At 74.1% G+C, this 16,095-nt stretch carries 14 protein-coding genes; 7 read left to right on the top strand and 7 right to left on the bottom strand.

Annotated elements, in window-relative coordinates:
* Window positions 1–74: 74 nt before the first annotated feature.
* The 3 genes from G7070_RS11990 (at window position 75) to G7070_RS12000 (ending at window position 2,424) form a co-directional block, all read left to right on the top strand.
* Window positions 75–302 (top strand): hypothetical protein, encoded by a 228-nt coding sequence (locus G7070_RS11990; protein ID WP_166233937.1) that lies wholly within the window; start codon window positions 75–77, stop codon window positions 300–302.
* 46 nt (window positions 303–348) lie between these two features.
* Entirely contained in the window at window positions 349–1,686 is a 1,338-nt protein-coding gene (locus tag G7070_RS11995) for a glutamine synthetase family protein (protein WP_166233938.1), read from the top strand.
* A 309-nt stretch (window positions 1,687–1,995) separates the two neighbouring features.
* The gene (locus tag G7070_RS12000) at window positions 1,996–2,424 is read left to right on the top strand and encodes a GNAT family N-acetyltransferase (protein ID WP_166233939.1); all 429 of its coding nucleotides are present in this window, start codon (window positions 1,996–1,998) and stop codon (window positions 2,422–2,424) included.
* Between the two features lie 52 nt (window positions 2,425–2,476).
* Here G7070_RS12000 and G7070_RS12005 read toward each other — a convergent pair whose 3' ends face one another.
* From G7070_RS12005 to G7070_RS12025, 5 genes are read right to left on the bottom strand one after another with little or no spacing between them, the layout of a single operon-like run.
* Complete coding sequence (locus G7070_RS12005) at window positions 2,477–2,968, bottom strand: sterol carrier family protein (RefSeq protein ID WP_246227058.1); 492 nt, start codon at window positions 2,966–2,968, stop codon at window positions 2,477–2,479.
* A complete protein-coding gene (locus G7070_RS12010) occupies window positions 2,965–4,929 on the bottom strand; it encodes an efflux RND transporter periplasmic adaptor subunit (RefSeq protein WP_166233940.1) in 1,965 nt (654 codons plus the stop codon). The genes G7070_RS12005 and G7070_RS12010 overlap by 4 nt, the downstream gene beginning before the upstream one ends.
* The gene (locus G7070_RS12015; protein WP_166233941.1) at window positions 4,929–6,161 is read right to left on the bottom strand and encodes an ABC transporter permease; all 1,233 of its coding nucleotides are present in this window, start codon (window positions 6,159–6,161) and stop codon (window positions 4,929–4,931) included. The genes G7070_RS12010 and G7070_RS12015 overlap by 1 nt, the downstream gene beginning before the upstream one ends.
* Window positions 6,158–6,847, bottom strand: coding sequence for an ABC transporter ATP-binding protein (locus tag G7070_RS12020; RefSeq protein WP_284690936.1), 690 nt, complete (start codon window positions 6,845–6,847; stop codon window positions 6,158–6,160). The genes G7070_RS12015 and G7070_RS12020 overlap by 4 nt, the downstream gene beginning before the upstream one ends.
* Window positions 6,844–8,088, bottom strand: a complete 1,245-nt coding sequence (locus G7070_RS12025) for an efflux RND transporter periplasmic adaptor subunit (RefSeq protein WP_166233942.1) — start codon at window positions 8,086–8,088, stop codon at window positions 6,844–6,846. The genes G7070_RS12020 and G7070_RS12025 overlap by 4 nt, the downstream gene beginning before the upstream one ends.
* An 84-nt stretch (window positions 8,089–8,172) precedes the next feature.
* Between G7070_RS12025 and G7070_RS12030 the strand changes: the two genes are divergently transcribed.
* The 3 genes from G7070_RS12030 to G7070_RS12040 are packed head-to-tail and all read left to right on the top strand — an operon-like array spanning window position 8,173 to window position 13,355.
* Window positions 8,173–11,133, top strand: a complete 2,961-nt coding sequence (locus tag G7070_RS12030; RefSeq protein WP_431977948.1) for a bifunctional [glutamine synthetase] adenylyltransferase/[glutamine synthetase]-adenylyl-L-tyrosine phosphorylase — start codon at window positions 8,173–8,175, stop codon at window positions 11,131–11,133.
* 45 nt (window positions 11,134–11,178) lie between these two features.
* The gene (locus G7070_RS12035; RefSeq protein WP_166233944.1) at window positions 11,179–12,594 is read left to right on the top strand and encodes a decaprenylphosphoryl-beta-D-ribose oxidase; all 1,416 of its coding nucleotides are present in this window, start codon (window positions 11,179–11,181) and stop codon (window positions 12,592–12,594) included.
* On the top strand, window positions 12,594–13,355 hold the full coding sequence (locus G7070_RS12040; protein WP_166233945.1) for a decaprenylphospho-beta-D-erythro-pentofuranosid-2-ulose 2-reductase: 762 nt from the start codon (window positions 12,594–12,596) through the stop codon (window positions 13,353–13,355). The genes G7070_RS12035 and G7070_RS12040 overlap by 1 nt, the downstream gene beginning before the upstream one ends.
* Before the next feature lie 55 nt (window positions 13,356–13,410).
* Here G7070_RS12040 and G7070_RS12045 read toward each other — a convergent pair whose 3' ends face one another.
* A complete protein-coding gene (locus G7070_RS12045; protein ID WP_246227060.1) occupies window positions 13,411–14,445 on the bottom strand; it encodes a Gfo/Idh/MocA family protein in 1,035 nt (344 codons plus the stop codon).
* Between the two features lie 81 nt (window positions 14,446–14,526).
* Between G7070_RS12045 and G7070_RS12050 the strand changes: the two genes are divergently transcribed.
* A complete protein-coding gene (locus G7070_RS12050; protein WP_246227062.1) occupies window positions 14,527–15,375 on the top strand; it encodes a sulfurtransferase in 849 nt (282 codons plus the stop codon).
* A gap of 113 nt (window positions 15,376–15,488) precedes the next feature.
* Here G7070_RS12050 and G7070_RS12055 read toward each other — a convergent pair whose 3' ends face one another.
* Window positions 15,489–15,983, bottom strand: a complete 495-nt coding sequence (locus tag G7070_RS12055; RefSeq protein WP_166233947.1) for an SRPBCC domain-containing protein — start codon at window positions 15,981–15,983, stop codon at window positions 15,489–15,491.
* Window positions 15,984–16,095: the final 112 nt, after the last annotated feature.

Below are 16,095 nucleotides of genomic sequence, written 5' to 3' on the forward strand. Positions count from 1 at the left end.
GTGAGCGCGTGGGGCATCATGGAGGCGCGCGCCGACGATGGTGCGGTTCCGGCCGACGCCCTCAGGAGGGGACCATGCCGCAGGATCAGTGGTACTACTGCCTCGTCCACCACGCCGTCGAGCCCGCCGAGGGCTGCAAGGCGATCGAGCGCCTCGGGCCGTACCCGACGCGCGAGGAGGCCGAGCAGGCGCTGCAGATCGCCCAGGAGCGCAACGAGGAGTGGGACAACGACCCGCGCTTCAACGACGAGGACGAGGACGACGACGAGGGCGGCTCGGCCTTCGACGCCCTGAAGCCCTGAGCCGAGCCGTAACCGTCGTGTAACAGCGGGCGGGCAGACTGACCCCATGGACAAGCAGACCGATTTCGTCCTGCGCACGCTCGAGGAGCGGGACGTCCGCTTCGTCCGGCTCTGGTTCACCGACGTCCTGGGCTTCCTGAAGTCCGTGGCGATCGCGCCCGCCGAGTTGGAGGGCGCCCTCGCCGAGGGCATCGGCTTCGACGGCTCGGCCATCCAGGGCTTCGCCCGGGTCTACGAGTCCGACATGGTCGCCCACCCCGACCCGTCGACGTTCCAGCTGCTGCCCTGGCGCGGCAACCCCGGCGGCACGGCCCGGATGTTCTGCGATATCGGCCTTCCGGACGGCTCGCCGTCCTTCGCCGACCCGCGCCACGTCCTCAAGCGCGCCATGAAGAAGGCCGCCGACATGGGGTTCACCTACTACGTGCACCCCGAGATCGAGTTCTACCTGTTCAAGCAGCCCCTGATCCCGGGCGAGGTGCCCGTCCCGGTCGACCGCAGCGGCTACTTCGACCACACCACGGCCACGGCGGGCACGGACTTCCGCCGCACCGCGATCACCATGCTGGAGCAGATGGGCATCTCGGTGGAGTTCAGCCACCACGAGGGCGGGCCGGGCCAGCAGGAGATCGACCTGCGCTACGCCGACGCCCTCACCATGGCCGACAACATCATGACGTTCCGCGTCACGGTGAAGGAGGTCGCGGTGATGCAGAACCTCTACGCCTCGTTCATGCCCAAGCCGCTGGCCGACCAGCCGGGGTCCGGAATGCACAGCCACGTCAGCCTCTTCGAGGGCGACACCAACGCGTTCTACGACGCCTCCAGCGAGTACAACCTGTCGAAGACGGGCCGCCAGTTCGTGGCGGGGCTGCTGCACCACGCGTCCGAGATCAGCGCGGTGCTCAATCCGTGGGTGAACTCCTACAAGCGGCTCGCGGGCGGGGGAGAGGCCCCGAACTACATCTGCTGGGGGCAGAACAACCGCTCGGCGATGGTCCGCATCCCGATGTTCAAGCCGACCAAGGCCAGTTCGGCGCGCGTGGAGCTCCGCTCGCTCGACAGCTCGGTCAACCCGTACCTGGCCTACGCGCTCATCCTGAACGCGGGGCTGTCGGGCATCGAGAACGAGATGGTGCTGCCCGATCCGGCCGAGGACGACGTCTGGTCGCTGACGGACCGGCAGCGCGAGGCGCTCGGCATCAAGCCGCTGCCGCACAGCCTGGACGCCGCCGTGCGCGCGATGGAGACCAGCCAGCTCGTCGCCGACACCCTGGGCGAGCACGTCTTCGACTTCGTGCTGCGCAACAAGCGGGCCGAGTACGCCGAGTACATGCGCCAGGTGACCCCGCTCGAGCTCAGCAAGCTGCTGCCCTCGCTGTAGGCGCCCTCCCCGGGCGGGGCCCCGGGCGCCCGTCGAGCGGGTTCCCGCACCCCAACCGGACGCCGGCGGCGCCCCTTGTCACGTCCCCGGACGGGCGCTTCCCCACCCCCTGCGCTGAGACACGTCCGGACGCTCGGGCGGGGTGTGTCAGGGTGGATGGATCGTGAACAACACACTCTTCGCCCCCTTCGAACCCGACGCCCACGGCACCCCGCTGCCGGACGCCGTCGTGCGCGTCGGCGAGCGCGGGGACCTGCCCCAGACGGCGGCGCTCGCCGCGCAGCGCGAGGGGGTGCCCCCTGCGACTGGGTGGCCCAGCACCAGCGCCGCTTCGACGCCGAGGGCAACGTGCTGTTCGTGGTCGAGCACGGCGGCCGCATCGTCGGCTACGGCTGGGTCGCCTGGCTGACGCCGGTGCAGCACGGTGGCCGCAACGCGCCCGACGGCTGGTACCTCAGCGGCGTCGTGATCGCTCCGGGGCTGCGGCGCCGGGGGCTCGGCCGCCGCCTCACCCAGCAGCGGATCGCGTGGGCGCTGGAGCGCGGCGACGCGGTCCACTACGTGGTGGCGGCCTCCAACCGGGCCTCCCGCGACCTGCACGCGTCGCTGGGCTTCGAGGAGGTCACCGACGACTTCCGGATGCCGGGCGTCGTGTTCACCCGCGACGACGGGCTGCTGTGCCGGCTGGTCGACCGCGCCGAGGCGCCGGTGATCGACCTGGCCTCGCGCCGCCGCTAGCCCCACCCAGCAGGAGCATCGGGGCGAGCGCCGGCCCGGCGCGCCCTCCGGCTCAGAGGTCGCCGAGCAGGACGCCGAGGTCGGCGTGCGCGCCGCTCGCCCGGACGCGGTGATCCGCCCGCGCGTCCGCCCAGGCCAACCGCCCCGACACCAGCGCCAGCCACGTGGCCGCGTCCGTCTCGACCACGTTCGGCGGCGTCCCGCGCGTGTGCGCCGACGACACGCCCGCGACGCCGATCTGCACGGCCCCGAACGGGGGCACCCGGACCTCGACGAGGCGTCCGGGGTTGTCGGCCTCCAGCCGGAACAGGCTCGTCCGGACGGCGGCGGCGAGGCTCGGACGCCCGACGTCCAGGCCGGCCGCCAGGCACGCCGCGACGAGGCCCTCCTCGGCGCGGGCGGCCAGGTCGGGATCCGTGGGCGGTGCCGCGGCGAGGCGCCGGGCGACGTCCTCGGGGACGTCCGTGTCCTGCGCGGCCGCCGCGCGGACGCGGTCGACCAGCGCCGCGAGCCGGGCCGGCGCCGCGGCGTCCCGGCGCCTCACCGGGTGGCCGTGGGCGTCGGCGTGGGGGAGGAGGCCTGCTCGTTCTGGCGCGCCTGGGCGGCCCCCGATTCGAACTGCTCGAAGCCGCCCGGCACGGGCAGCCGCCGGTCCGCGAGGACGACCAGCTGGCCCTCCTTCAGCCCGGCGGTGACCTCGATGCGGCCGTCGCCCTGGCGTCCGGTCGCGACGGTGACGACCTCGGCGGTCGTGGCGTAGGGATCGGTGACGACCTGCACGGTGCCCGCGTGCTCGGACGTCTTGGTGACCGCCGACATGGGCACGGTCAGGACGTCGGCCGCGCGCGCCAGGTCGAGGGTCACCTGGGCGTAGGAGCCCTCCGGCAGCGTCTGGCCGGGGTCGTCGGTGGTCAGCCGCGCCGGGTAGCGGGGCGTCCCGGAGTCGCTGCTGGGCAGGACGCCGACCGCCGTCACGCTGCCCGTCAGGGTCGGCCGGGACGCCAGATGCCCCACCTGGGCGGTCACGCCGGGGCCGACCAGCGGGCGGTCCGGGAGCGGCACGTCGACCGCGATCGTCACGGCCCCGGGGCCCACGACGGTCGCCGAGCGTCCGGAGGAGGACTCGCCGACCGAGAAGTCGAGCGCGCCGACGACCCCCGAGACCGGGCTGGTGACGGTGGCGTCGTTGAGGTCAGTCTCGGCGCGGTCGACGGCCTGCTGCGCCTGCAGCACCTGTGCGCGGCCGGACGCGATGGTGGCGTCGGTGACGGTCCCGCCGAAGTTCGCGGCCATCTGCTTGGCCATCTCCTCCTGCGCGGCCTTGATCGCCTGCTCGGACGCCTGCTTGGCGGCCTGCTCCATCTGCGCCTGCGCGGCCGCCAGCGCGGCGGTGGCCTGCTGGGTCTGCTGCGCGAAGCCCTGGACGGCGGCGGTGATCGCCGCGCCCGCCTCGCCCTCGGCGGCGGCCACGGCACCCATCGCCTCGGAGCAGGCGGTGATCTGGTCGGCCATGCCGATCAGTTTGTCGAGGTCCTCCTGCGTGATGGGGGGCGTGGGCGTCCCGGAGGGAGTGGGTGCGGGGGTGCCCGACGGCGTCGGGGTGGGGCTCGGGGTCGCGGTGTCCGACGGGGTGGGGGTCGGGGTCGCGGTGTCCGACGGCGTGGGAGTCGGCGTGGCGGTGTCCGAGGGGCCGGGGGAAGGCGTGGCCGAGTCGGACGGCGTCGGCGTCGGACGGTGTCCGTTCCCGGCCGTGGCGCCCGCCGGCGTCGGCGCGGCCGAGCGCGCGTGCGGCTGGTGGCTCGGCAGCGTGGTCGGGAGGCCGGAGGGCAGCGCGGTCGGGACGCCGGAGGGCAGCGCGGTCGGCAGCGCCGTGGGCAGCTGGATGTCCTTGAGCTGCTGCAGCGCCTCGAACACCGGCGTGCAGACCTGCTGCTGGTGCTTGACGACCTGCTGCAACCGGCCCAGCGAGCCGTTCATGGCGGTGACGTAGGCGGGGGTGCCGCCCGTGCCGCCCGGCAGCGTGGCGCCTCCGGTCGCTCCGCCGCCCGGGGTGCCGCCGGTCGGCGCACCGCCCGCGGCGGGAGCGCCGCCGGTCGTCGCGCCGCCGCCCAGCGACGTGGGCGTCCGGGTGGAGCCGGCCTTCTGGGCGGCCAGGTCGGAGTCGAGCTGGGCCTGCGCCTGCGTGAGCTGCGCGCGGGCCTGCAGCAGCGACAGCCGCAGCTCCGCCGGGTCGAGGGAGGCGATCGACTGGCCGGCGGTCACCGTGTCCCCGAGGCGGACGTTGACCGACGTGACGAGCCCGGTGGCGCTGAACTCCACCTTGGCGGCGCCGGTGCGCTCGACGGGGCCGACGAGGGTCAGCTGCTGGCTGATGTCGCCGTGCGACGCCGGAGCCGTGACGTAGGAGAGGGTCTTCTGGGGGCGCGGCCACAGCACGACCAGGAGCAGGACGAGGGCCAGGCCGGCCCCGATCCCGGCGATCAGCTTTCCGCGACGGCTGCGCATCACTCACTCCTCAACGCGTCGATGGGCGGCAGGTTGGCGGCGCGTGCCGCCGGGTAGACCCCCGCGATCACGCCGATCCCCAGGGAGACCGCCAGGGCCAGCAGCGTCGCGGGCAGTGACAGGGTCACCTCGAGGTTCAGCAGCGGCGTCAGGATGGCGGCGCCGAGCAGGCCCACCAGCACGCCCAGCGTGCCGCCCAGCAGCCCGAGGATCCCGGCCTCGACCATGAACTGGCGCCGGATCAGCTTCGGCGTGGCCCCCAGCGCCTTGCGCAGGCCGATCTCGCGGACCCGCTCGCTCACCGACACCAGCATGATGTTCATGACGCCGATGCCGCCCACGATCAGCGAGATGGCCGCGAGCCCGCCCAGCAGGGACGTCAGCACCGACGTCATCGTGCCGGCGGCGGTCAACAGCGCCTGGAAGGTGAAGATCGAGAAGTCCTGGTCCGCGGTGGTGGTCTGCCGGTTCACCGTCAGGGCGTTGGTGATCTCCTGGTGGGCCGCCGCGATGGACGCGTCGTCGCGGGCGGCGACGTAGATGGTGCTGATCGAGTTGGCCATCGACGGCGGCGAGAGCCGCTGCGCCATGGTGGACATCGGGACGACCACCACGTCGTCGTCGTTCGACAGCGACGCCGACCCCGACGACTCCAGCACGCCGATCACGACGAACGTCTGACCGTTGAGCACGACCTCGTGCCCGACCGGGGGCTCCCCGCCGAACAGGTCGCGCGCCGTCTGGGGTCCGAGCACGGCCACCTGCGCCGCCGACGCCTGCTCCGCGTCGGTGAAGAACCGGCCGTCGCCCATGTGGCGGGCGCGGACGTCCATCCACGCCGGCAGCGTGCCGTTGACCTGGGTGGACGTGTCGGCCGTCCCGAACTGCACGGTGACCGCGGACGTCATCACCGGGGCGACGCCGGCGACGTCCGGGGCGACCGTCGGATCCGCGATCAGGGCGGCGTCCGCGAGCGAGAAGCCGGCCCCGCCCCCGCCGCCGGACAGCCCGGCGCCCGACATCGCGCCGCTGCCTCCCGGCATGACGATGAGCAGGTTGGAGCCGAGCTTGTTGATCTCCTTGCCGATCTGCAGCCGGGCGCCCTCGCCCAGCCCGACGGTCAGCATGACCGCCGCGATGCCGATCAGGATGCCGAGCATGGTGAGCAGCGACCGCATCCGGCGGCCGTTGAGCGCCTCGAGCGCGGTGCGCAGGGTCTCGGTCCAGCTCATGCCCGCACCACCTCGTCCTCGGAGATCAGGCCGTCGGTGATCCGCAGGACGCGGCGGGCCTCGCGCGCCACGTCGGGCTCGTGGGTGATGAGCACGATGGTGCGGCCGGCGTCGTGGAGCTCGTGGAACAGGCCCAGGACGTCGCGGGTGGAGACGGAGTCGAGGTTGCCGGTCGGCTCGTCGGCGAGGATCAGCGTCGGGTCGGTGACCAGCGCGCGGGCCACGGAGACCCGCTGCTGCTGTCCGCCCGAGAGTTCGCCGGGGCGGTGATCGGTGCGATCGCCGAGCCCGACGCGCGTCAGCGCCTCTCGCGCGCGCTCGCGCCGCTCGCCCGCCGACACCCCGGCGTAGACCAGCGGCAGTTCGACGTTGCGCAGCGCGGTCATCGAGGGGAGCAGGTTGAACTGCTGGAAGACGAACCCGATCTGGCGGTTGCGCACCTGGGCGAGTTCGGCCTCGCTCATGTGGCTCACGTCGGTGCCGCCCAGCAGGTAGGTGCCCTGGGTGGGCACGTCGAGGCAGCCGAGGATGTGCATCAGGGTCGACTTGCCGGAGCCCGAGGGCCCCGTGATCGCGACGAAGTCGCCGCCGTCGACGTCGAGGCTCACCCCGCGCAGCGCCTCGACCTGCACGGCGCCGGTGTCGTAGGTCTTGCGGACGTCGGCCATCGACAGCAGGGCGGTCATCGGCTCGGCGAGGGGCTCGGGGACGAGGTGCCGCGGGGGTCGAACGGGTTCGGCGGCGGCCCGCTCACGGTGACGGCCTTGGGGGCGAGCAGTTCGTCGCCCACCTGCAGCCCGGACACGATCTCGACGCGGTCGCCGAACTGCCGGCCGGTGGTGACGGGGACCAGGCGGCCCTCGGCGCCGTCGGGCACCCGCACGTGCGCCTGCGTGCCGTCGTACTCGATCGCGTTGCCGGGGACGGTTAGGACGCCCTCGACGGTCTCGGTGGTGACCACCGCGTCGGCGCTGGACCCCGCGAACAGGGCCGAGGTCTTGTCGTTGACCCGGATGGTGACGGGGAAGGTGGCGGCCTGGCCGCTGGCCCCGGACGCGACGATGCCGACGCTGTCGACCGTGCCGCTCACGTGCGTCTCGGTGCCCTTGGGGGTCACCACCGCAGGCTGGCCGGCCTTCAGCGCGGCCACGTCGGCGGTGCCCACGGTGGCCTCCAGCTTCCACGCGTCGGGGACGATGATGACGAACTGGGCGCCCGAGCCCGACGACGAGCCGGAGCCCCCGCCGAGGGAGGACAGGTCGGGGGAGCCGAGCCCCGACAGCCCGCCGCCCATGCCGGACAGGCTTCCGCCCGGCGCGCCGCTCATCCCGCCGCCCCCCAGCGAGGAGCCGAGGCCGCCCCCGCCGCCGCCGGCGACCTGGTCGCCGACCTCGACGTCGACCGTCGCCACGATGCCCGCGATCGGGGCGGTGAGGACGGCGTCGCCGAGCCGGGTGCGGGCCTGGTCCAGCGACGCCTGCGCCGAGGACACCTGGGCCTGCACGGCCGTCACCTGCGCGGACGTGGAGGAGGAGGCGTCGCGGACGGTCTGGAGTTGGGCGCGGGCCGCCTTGAGGTTGGCCTCGGCGAGGGTCGCCGCGTTGCGCAGGTCCCGGTCGTCGAGCGTGGCCAGGGTCTGGCCGGCGGTCACGGTCTCGCCCACTTTGGTGTCGATCGCGCGGACGGTGCCGGGGACGGCGAAGGACACGTTCGCCTGCTGCTGGGGCCGGATCACGCCCGACAGCGACACGCTCGTGGTCTCGCTGGTGCGCGTGACCTTGACGGTCTCCGTCGCGGGCGCGGGCAGCGGGCGCGGGCTCACGAGGGCGAACCATCCGGCGACGAGCGCCACCACGAGCAGGGCGATTCCGATGAGGGTGACCCACCGGCGACGGGACCAGCGTTGGCGGGGTCGATGCGTCGGCATGGGGCCCTACTTCCTGAATCGTTCAGCGTTCCCAATGTAGCCGCCGTCACCCAAAATCAGCGGCGGTAGCATCCCCCCATGGCCCTGGACCGGACGTCGACCCTCGCCGGACGCCTCGCGGGGCGCGGGTTCGGCGATCCGCACCACGCCGCCGGCGTCATGGAGCGATGGCTGGAGCGGCACGACGAGGACGCCGTCATGGCGCTCACCGAGGAGACCCTCGCCAGCGCCGACCCCGACCTGGCCCTGGCCGGCTTCGTGCGACTCGCCGAGGAACAGCCCGCCGGCTTCGAGCGCCTGCTCGCCGACCGCGGGACCGCCCGCCGCGTCGCCCGGGTGCTCGGCGGCTCGGTCGCCCTCGGGCACCACCTCGCCGCGCATCCAGCCTCGCTCGCCGAACTCGAGCACGCGCCCACCCGGCGCGACGCCGACGCGCTGCGCCGCGAACTTCTGGACGCCGTCGGCGCCGATCCCGACGCGGCCGCCCCCGTGGCGCGCCCGGGCGCCTCCGACGACCTGCGGCTCGCCTACCGGCGGGCGCTGCTGCGCGTCGCGGCCCGCGACCTGGACGCCGACGACCCCGTCTCCGTCGTCGCCTCGGTCGGCGCCGAGTTGGCCGACCTGGCCGACTCCACCGTCGAGGCGGCGCTGGCCGTGGCGCGGGAGGCGACGCCGGGTCACGAGGCCGTCCGGCTCGCGGTGCTGGCGATGGGCAAGGCGGGCGCGCGCGAGCTGAACTACGTCTCCGACGTCGACGTCATCTACGTCGCCGAGCCCGCCCTCGACGCGGCCGGCGAGCCGGTCGTCGGCGCGGCGGAGGCCGTCGCGGTCGGGACGCGGCTGGCGGCGGCGCTGTCGCGGACGTGCTCGGCGCACACCGCGGCCGGCACGATCTGGCAGGTCGACCCGAACCTGCGCCCCGAGGGCAAGGCCGGCCCGCTGGTCCGGACGCTGGCGTCCATGCGGACCTACTACGAGAAGTGGGCGAAGAACTGGGAGTTCCAGGCGCTGCTGAAGGCCCGACCGATGGCCGGGGACCGCGCGCTGGGGCAGGAGTTCGTCGACCTGGTGGCCCCCATGGTGTGGCGCGTGGCGGACGACGCCCAGTTCGTGGGCGAGACCCAGGCGATGCGTCGCCGGGTCATCTCGCTGATCCCGGCCCGCGAGGCCGCCCAGGAGATCAAGCTCGGCGCCGGCGGCCTGCGCGACACCGAGTTCAGCGTCCAGTTGCTGCAACTGGTGCACGGCCGGGCCGACGACCGGCTGCGGCTCCGCGGCACCTTCGAGGGCCTGGACGCGCTCGTCGCGCACGGCTACGTCGGCCGCGGCGACGGCCGCCAGATCGCCGAGGCCTACGCGCTGCAGCGGGTCCTGGAGCACCGGATCCAGCTGTATCAACTGCGCCGCACCCACCTGATGCCCACCGACGACCTGGGGTTGCGGCGGCTGGCGCGCGCCGCGCACCTCGAGGACGCCGACGCGCTGGCCGCGGCCTGGCGGTCCTCGACCCGCCGCGTGCAGCGGCTGCAGCAGCGCATCTTCTACTCGCCGCTGCTCGAGGCGGTCGCCCGGGTGCCCTCGGAGCAGGTGCGTCTGACCTCGCAGGACGCCGAGACGCGGCTGCGCGCGCTGGGCTTCAACGACACGGGCGCGGCCCTGCGTCACATCGAGGCGCTGTCCACGGGCATGAGCCGGCAGGCCGAGATCCAGCGGCAGCTGCTGCCCGCGATGCTGGGGTGGTTCGCGGCCGGCCCGAACCCCGACCACGGCCTGCTGGCGTTCCGGCAGGTGTCCGAGGCGCTGGGCTCGACCTCGTGGTACCTGCGCGCGCTGCGCGACGAGGGCGCGATGGCGGAGAACCTGGCGCGGGTGCTGGCGTCCAGCCGGTACGCCGTGGACCTGCTGCTGCGGGCGCCGCAGACGGTGCAACTGCTGGGGGAGCACGCGGGGGAGCGACGCCCCGCCGAGGAGATCCGCGCGGAGATGGCCGCGGTCGCCGGGCGGCACCAGGACCAGGGCGCCGCGATCGAGGCCGTGCGCGCGGTGCGGCGCAAGGAACTGCTCCGGGTCGCCACCGCCGACCTGCTCGGGCGCGCCGGCGTCACCGCCGTGGGCGAGGCGCTCAGCGACGTGATGGCGGCCACGCTCGACGTCGGCCTCGAGGTCGCCGCCCGCGGCGTCCAGGACCCGCCCGCGCTGGCGCTGGTCGCGATGGGACGCTGGGGCGGGGGCGAGCTGACGTTCAGCTCCGACGCCGACGCCATGGTCGTGGTCGCGGACTCCGCCGACCCGGAGGCCAACGCGAAGGCGACGAAGATCGTCACCCGGCTGCGCGAGCTGCTGCGGCGTCCCGGGCCGGACCCGGCGGTCGAGATCGACCTGGACCTGCGTCCGGAGGGCAAGGGCGGCCCGATGGTCCGCAGCCTCGCGTCCTACCTGGCCTACTACGAGAAGTGGTCGGCGACCTGGGAGGCGCAGGCGCTGCTGCGCGCCGCGCACGGGGCCGGCGACCCGGGCGTCACCGCGGCGCTGCTCGCGGGCGTGGAGGCGCGCCGGCACCCCGAGGGCGGCCTGTCGGACAAGCAGGTCGCCGAGATCCGCAAGCTCAAGGCCCGGATGGAGACCGAACGGATGCCGCGCGGCACCGACCCGCGGCGCCACGTCAAGCTGGGGCCGGGCGGGCTGTCCGACGTCGAGTGGACCATCCAGCTCGTGCAGCTCCGGCACGCCCACGAGGTGCCCGGGCTGCGCACGCCCGGCACCGCCGCCGCCCTGGACGCCGCCGTCGCGGCCGACCTGCTCGGCGCCGACGACGCCCACGCGCTGCGCGAGGCCTGGGAGATGGCCACGCGGATCCGCAACGCCACGATGCTGCTGCGGGGCCGCGCCGCCGACTCCATCCCCACCGACGCCCGGGAGCGATCCGCGGTCGCGGAACTGCTGGGCTACGCCAAGGGCGAGGCGTCCTTCTTCATCGACGACTGGACGCGCCGGGCGCGCCGGGCCCGCGCCGTGATGGACCGGCTGTTCTGGGGACTGGACTGAGGGTTCCCCCGCCCGCTCGGGGCGGCTGTTCTAGAATCGGAGACGATGACCACGACCCAGTTCACGACCGTCCCGGCCCGCCTGACGGGCTGGGGGCGCACCGCAGCCAGCACCGCCCGGGTGCTCTCCACCCCCGATGTCGACCAGATCGCCGCGGCCGTCGCGCGGGCCGCCGCCGAGCGCGCCGACGGCGCCGGACGTGGCGTCCTGGCCCGCGGCCTGGGCCGCAGCTACGGCGACGTCGCGCAGAACGGCGGCGGCCTCGTCGTCGACATGACCGCGCTCAACACCATCCACGCGATCGACCCGATCACCGCGACCGTCACCGTGGACGCCGGCGTCAGCCTCGACGCCCTGATGCGGGCGGCGCTGCCGTACGGGCTGTGGGTCTCCGTGCTGCCCGGCACCCGCCAGGTGACCGTGGGCGGCGCGATCGGCAACGACGTGCACGGCAAGAACCACCACTCGGCGGGCAGCTTCGGCGACCACGTCGTCTCGATGGACCTGCTCGTCGCGGACGGCCGCGTCCTGACGCTGCGCCCCGGCGGCTCGCCCGACGATCCCGATGCCTCGCTGTTCTGGGCCACCGTCGGCGGCATCGGGCTGACGGGCATCATCCTGCGCGCGACGCTGTCGATGACCCGCACCGAGACGGCCTACTTCCTGGCCGACGGCGTCGTCACCCACACCCTCGACGAGACGATCGCGGCGCACTCGGACGGCTCGGAGGAGCGCTACGACTACTCCTCGGCCTGGTTCGACGCCATCTCCCCGGCGCCCAAGCTGGGCCGGGCGGCGATCAGCCGCGGCAACCTCGCCACCCAGGCGCAGCTGCAGGAGTTCGCCCCCAAGCTCGCGGCGCGCCCGCTGGAGTTCTCCGGCAAGACGTTCGTGACCCTGCCCGACGTGTTCCCCAACGGCCTGGCCAACAAGCTGACCTTCGGCCTGCTGGGTCAGGCGTGGTACCTCAAGTCCGGCGACTACACCGACCAGATCCAGAGCCTCACCGGCTTCTACCACCCGCTCGACATGTTCGGGGAGTGGAACCGCGCCTACGGCACCAAGGGCTTCCTGCAGTACCAGTTCGTGGTGCCGCCCCAGGCCGTGGAGGAGTTCAAGGCGATCATCGGCCAGATCCAGGGCTCGGGGCACTACTCGTTCCTCAACGTGTTCAAGCTGTTCGGCGAGGGCAACCAGGCGCCGCTGTCCTACCCGATGCCGGGCTGGAACGTCTGCGTCGACTTCGCGATCAACCCCGGGCTGTCCGACTTCCTGACCCGGCTGGACGCCCAGGTCGGCGAGTTCGGCGGCCGCCTCTACACCTCCAAGGATTCGCGCACCACCGCCGAGACCTTCCACGCCATGTACCCGCGGATCGACGAGTGGATCGCTACCCGCCGCCGCATCGACCCCGACAACGTCTTCGCCTCCGACATGGCCCGACGACTGGAGCTGCTGTAATGATCGACGCCACCGGCAACCCCGCCAAGATCCTCGTCCTGGGCGGCACGTCCGAGATCGGGCTGGCCATCGCGTCCGAGTACCTCTCGCACGCGCCCGCCGACGTCGTCCTGGCCTGTCAGCCGGGCGACCCGCAGACCGAGGCGGCCGCCGACCAGATGCTGGCCGCGGGGGCGCCTGAGGTGATGGTGATCGACTTCGACGCCACCGCGTTCGACACGCACGCCGCCGTCATCGACGCGGCCTGGGCCGACGGCGACGTGGACGTCGCGATCGTCGCGTTCGGCCTGCTCGGGGACGCCGAGGCGCTCTGGCGGGACCAGGCCAAGGCCGTCCAGATCGCCCAGGTGAACTACACCGGCGCCGTCAGCGTCGGCGTCCTGCTGGGGCAGCGGATGTCCGCGCAGGGCTACGGCCAGATCATCGTCATGAGCTCGGCCGCCGGCGAGAAGGTGCGGCGCTCGAACTTCGTGTACGGCTCGACCAAGGCGGGGCTCGACGGGTTCTACCGCAACCTGGGGGAGGCGCTGCAGCCCGCCGGGGTGAAGGTGCTGGTGATCCGGCCCGGGCAGGTCCGCACGCGGATGTCCGCCGGGGTCAAGGAGGCCCCGCTGACGGTCGACAAGGAGGACGTCGCCCGGCAGGCGGTGGACGCCGCCCGCGACGGCAAGGCGCTGATCTGGGCGCCGCCGCTGTTCCAGCTGGTGATGCTGGTGCTCAAGCACATCCCGGGCCCGATCTTCCGCAAGCTGCCGATCTAGCCCGCCTCCGTTCGGCGTCCGCAGCGCCGCCGCCAGGGGCACGCGGCGGAACCGGCTACTCGCCGGGGTAGACGACCCCGACCTGCGCGCGCACCTCGTCGAGCGTGGCCATGATCGCCACCGACTCGGCCCAGGGGAGCCAGGGCGACTCCTGGCGGCCCTGCTCGACCAGCGTCGCGAAGTGCGCCGCCTGGTGGGCGAGCCCTCCCGAGCGCGTGATGACCGGCTCCGGGCTGGAGACGCGGTCGCCCGCGAGCGGGACGAGCGTGAGCGACTGCGGGTTGTAGAACGGCCCGCCGATCTCCACGCGTCCGGCGCTGCCGGAGACGGCGGCGGTCGTCGGCGTCCGGGCGGCCAGCGTCGTGCCGAGCAGCGCGTGCGCGTCCGTGCCGGGGTGGCCGTCCAGGACCATCGACACCGTGCGGTCCACGCCGGTGTCGGTCAGCGTCCCGCGGGCCGTGACGCGCGTCGGGGTGCCCAGCACGAAGCTGGCGAACGAGACCGGGTAGATGCCGAGGTCGAGCAGGGCCCCGCCGGCGGCGTCCGGGTCGAACATGCGGTGCCGCGGGTCGGGCGGGAAGAACTGCCCGTGGTCGGCGTGCACCGAGACGAGCTCGCCCAGCGCCCCGTCGGCCAGCAGCTGCCGCAGGACGTCGATGTGGGGCAGGAAGCGCGTCCACATCGCCTCCATCAGGGTGACGCCGGCGGCGCGGGCGGCGTCCACGACGGCCTGGGCCTGCCCGGCGTCCTGGGTGAAGGACTTCTCGACCAGCACGTGCTTGCCGGCCTCGATGGCCGCGAGCGCCTGCTCGGCGTGCCGGCTGTGCGGCGAGGCGACGTAGACGACGTCGACGCCGGGATCGGCCAGCAACTGCTCGTAGGAGCCGTGGGCGCGCTCCAGCCCGTGCTCGTGGGCGAACTCCTGGGCGCGCGCCGTGGAGCGCGACCCGCACGCCACCACCCGCTGCGTCGTGTGGGCGGCCAGGGCGCGGACGAAGCTGGACGCGATGCCGCCGGGGGCCAGGATCCCCCAGCGCAGGACGGGCGCGTCGGCGGGATCGGGGACGCGGGTGAGCGGCAGTGAAGTCACGGGGGTCAGCCTAGGGGAACGGCCGCCGCGTCCGGCCGGGGTCGTGCCACGATGGAGCCCCCGACAGGAAGTGAGCGCACCGTGATCCCAGCCGTTGTCGACCGTCGATTCCTCGACGAGCACCCCGACGCCGTCCTCGCCGACGTGCGGTGGTACCTCGACGGCCGCTCGGGCCGGGACGCCTGGCTCGGCGGGCACCTCCCCGGCGCCGTGTTCGTCGACCTCAACACCGTGCTCGCGGGGCCGGCCACGCCCGAGGCGGGCCGGCACCCGCTGCCCGAGCCGGAGGCCTTCGCCGAGGCGCTGGCCGCGCTCGGGATCGCGGACTCCGACACCGTCGTCGCCTACGACGACGCGGGCGGCGCCTCCGCCGGCCGACTGGTGTGGCTCCTGCGCAACATCGGGGTGGACGCCGCCCTGCTCGACGGCGGCATCGGTGCCTGGGAGGGGCCGCTCGACACCGGCGAGACCACCCGGCCGGCCGCGGCGTTCGCCGCGCGTCCGTGGGACGCCGCGACCCTGGCCACCATCGACGACGCCGCCACCGCGTTCCACGTCGTCGACGCCCGGGCGGGCGCTCGCTACCGCGGGGAGACCGAGCCCGTCGACCCGCGCGCCGGCCACATCCCGGGCGCGATCAACATCCCGTTCCCCGGCAACCTGGACGCCGACCAGCGCTTCCTGCCGCCCGACGTCCTGCGCGCCCGGTTCGAGGAGGCGGGCATCATCGACGCCTCGGCCGTGGTCGTGTACTGCGGCTCCGGGGTGACGGCGTGCCACAACCTCCTGGCCCTGGAGCACGCCGGCCTGGGTCGCGCCCGGCTCTACCCTGGCTCGTGGTCGCAGTACGCCGCGACGACGCGTCCGGAGGCGACGGGAGCGGCACCGGGGGAGCGGCCGCCGGCCGACCCCGACGGCGTCACCCGCTGAGCCGCGCCCGGCCACGCGCCGGCGGATGCCCGGCCCACCTCCGGTCAGCCTTCGCGCCGGTCGGCGCCCGGACGACCTCGGGTCAGCCTGGTCGGCGCCGGACGACCTCCGGGTCAGCCCTCGGCGGTGTAGTGCTCCTTCAGCGCCGGGTAGTAGTCGTCCCAGGCGACCGCGCCCACATCGCCCCCCGTCTCGGAGGCGACCAGCCGGTCGAGGTAGTACTCCCAGCCCGGGCCGACGTCGGAGGCCGCCTCGGCGGTCAGGTCGCGCTGCTCGAACGTGAGCGTGGTGACGCCGTCCTCCTCCTCGAGGTCGAGGTACAGCGTCCAGGCGTCACCGTTCAGGTCCTGGCGCACCGTCAGCCCCGTGGGGGCGTGGCACCGCAGCACCTCCATGGCCGAGGGCTCGGTGGCGCCCTCGGCGGTCATCAGGAAGTCGACCGTCCCGGTGGCGGGGTCGCCGGACCAGGTGCCGATCCACGGCGCGAGCCGCTCCGGCTCGGTGATCGCCGCCCAGACCTCGGCGAGCGGCGCGTGGAACTCCCGGGTCAGCACGATGTCGTTCAGGTCGCCGCGGGGGACCAGGCGTCCGGTGGGGGTCTTCGACATGACTGCCTCCTGCATCGGTGTGGGGAACCAGGATCCCACGATCGACCCCGTTCGTCCCTGTCAGGCGGCGGTGCAGCCCGCGCCCCGGCGGTCGCCACCAAACGGCCGTCCG

Origin of the sequence: Propioniciclava coleopterorum (assembly GCF_011393335.1) — a bacterium.
Taxonomy (GTDB): domain Bacteria; phylum Actinomycetota; class Actinomycetes; order Propionibacteriales; family Propionibacteriaceae; genus Propioniciclava; species Propioniciclava coleopterorum.

Bases quoted from the DNA above. Each gene is read 5' to 3' on its own strand.
- G7070_RS12025 (WP_166233942.1), bottom strand. From the start codon at position 8,088: ATGCCGACGCATCGACCCCGCCAACGCTGGTCCCGTCGCCGGTGGGTC.
- G7070_RS11995 (WP_166233938.1), top strand. From the start codon at position 349: ATGGACAAGCAGACCGATTTCGTCCTGCGCACGCTCGAGGAGCGGGAC.
- G7070_RS12055 (WP_166233947.1), bottom strand. From the start codon at position 15,983: ATGTCGAAGACCCCCACCGGACGCCTGGTCCCCCGCGGCGACCTGAAC.
- G7070_RS12020 (WP_284690936.1), bottom strand. From the start codon at position 6,847: ATGACCGCCCTGCTGTCGATGGCCGACGTCCGCAAGACCTACGACACC.
- G7070_RS12015 (WP_166233941.1), bottom strand. From the start codon at position 6,161: ATGAGCTGGACCGAGACCCTGCGCACCGCGCTCGAGGCGCTCAACGGC.
- G7070_RS12010 (WP_166233940.1), bottom strand. From the start codon at position 4,929: ATGCGCAGCCGTCGCGGAAAGCTGATCGCCGGGATCGGGGCCGGCCTG.
- G7070_RS12035 (WP_166233944.1), top strand. From the start codon at position 11,179: ATGACCACGACCCAGTTCACGACCGTCCCGGCCCGCCTGACGGGCTGG.
- G7070_RS11990 (WP_166233937.1), top strand. From the start codon at position 75: ATGCCGCAGGATCAGTGGTACTACTGCCTCGTCCACCACGCCGTCGAG.
- G7070_RS12040 (WP_166233945.1), top strand. From the start codon at position 12,594: ATGATCGACGCCACCGGCAACCCCGCCAAGATCCTCGTCCTGGGCGGC.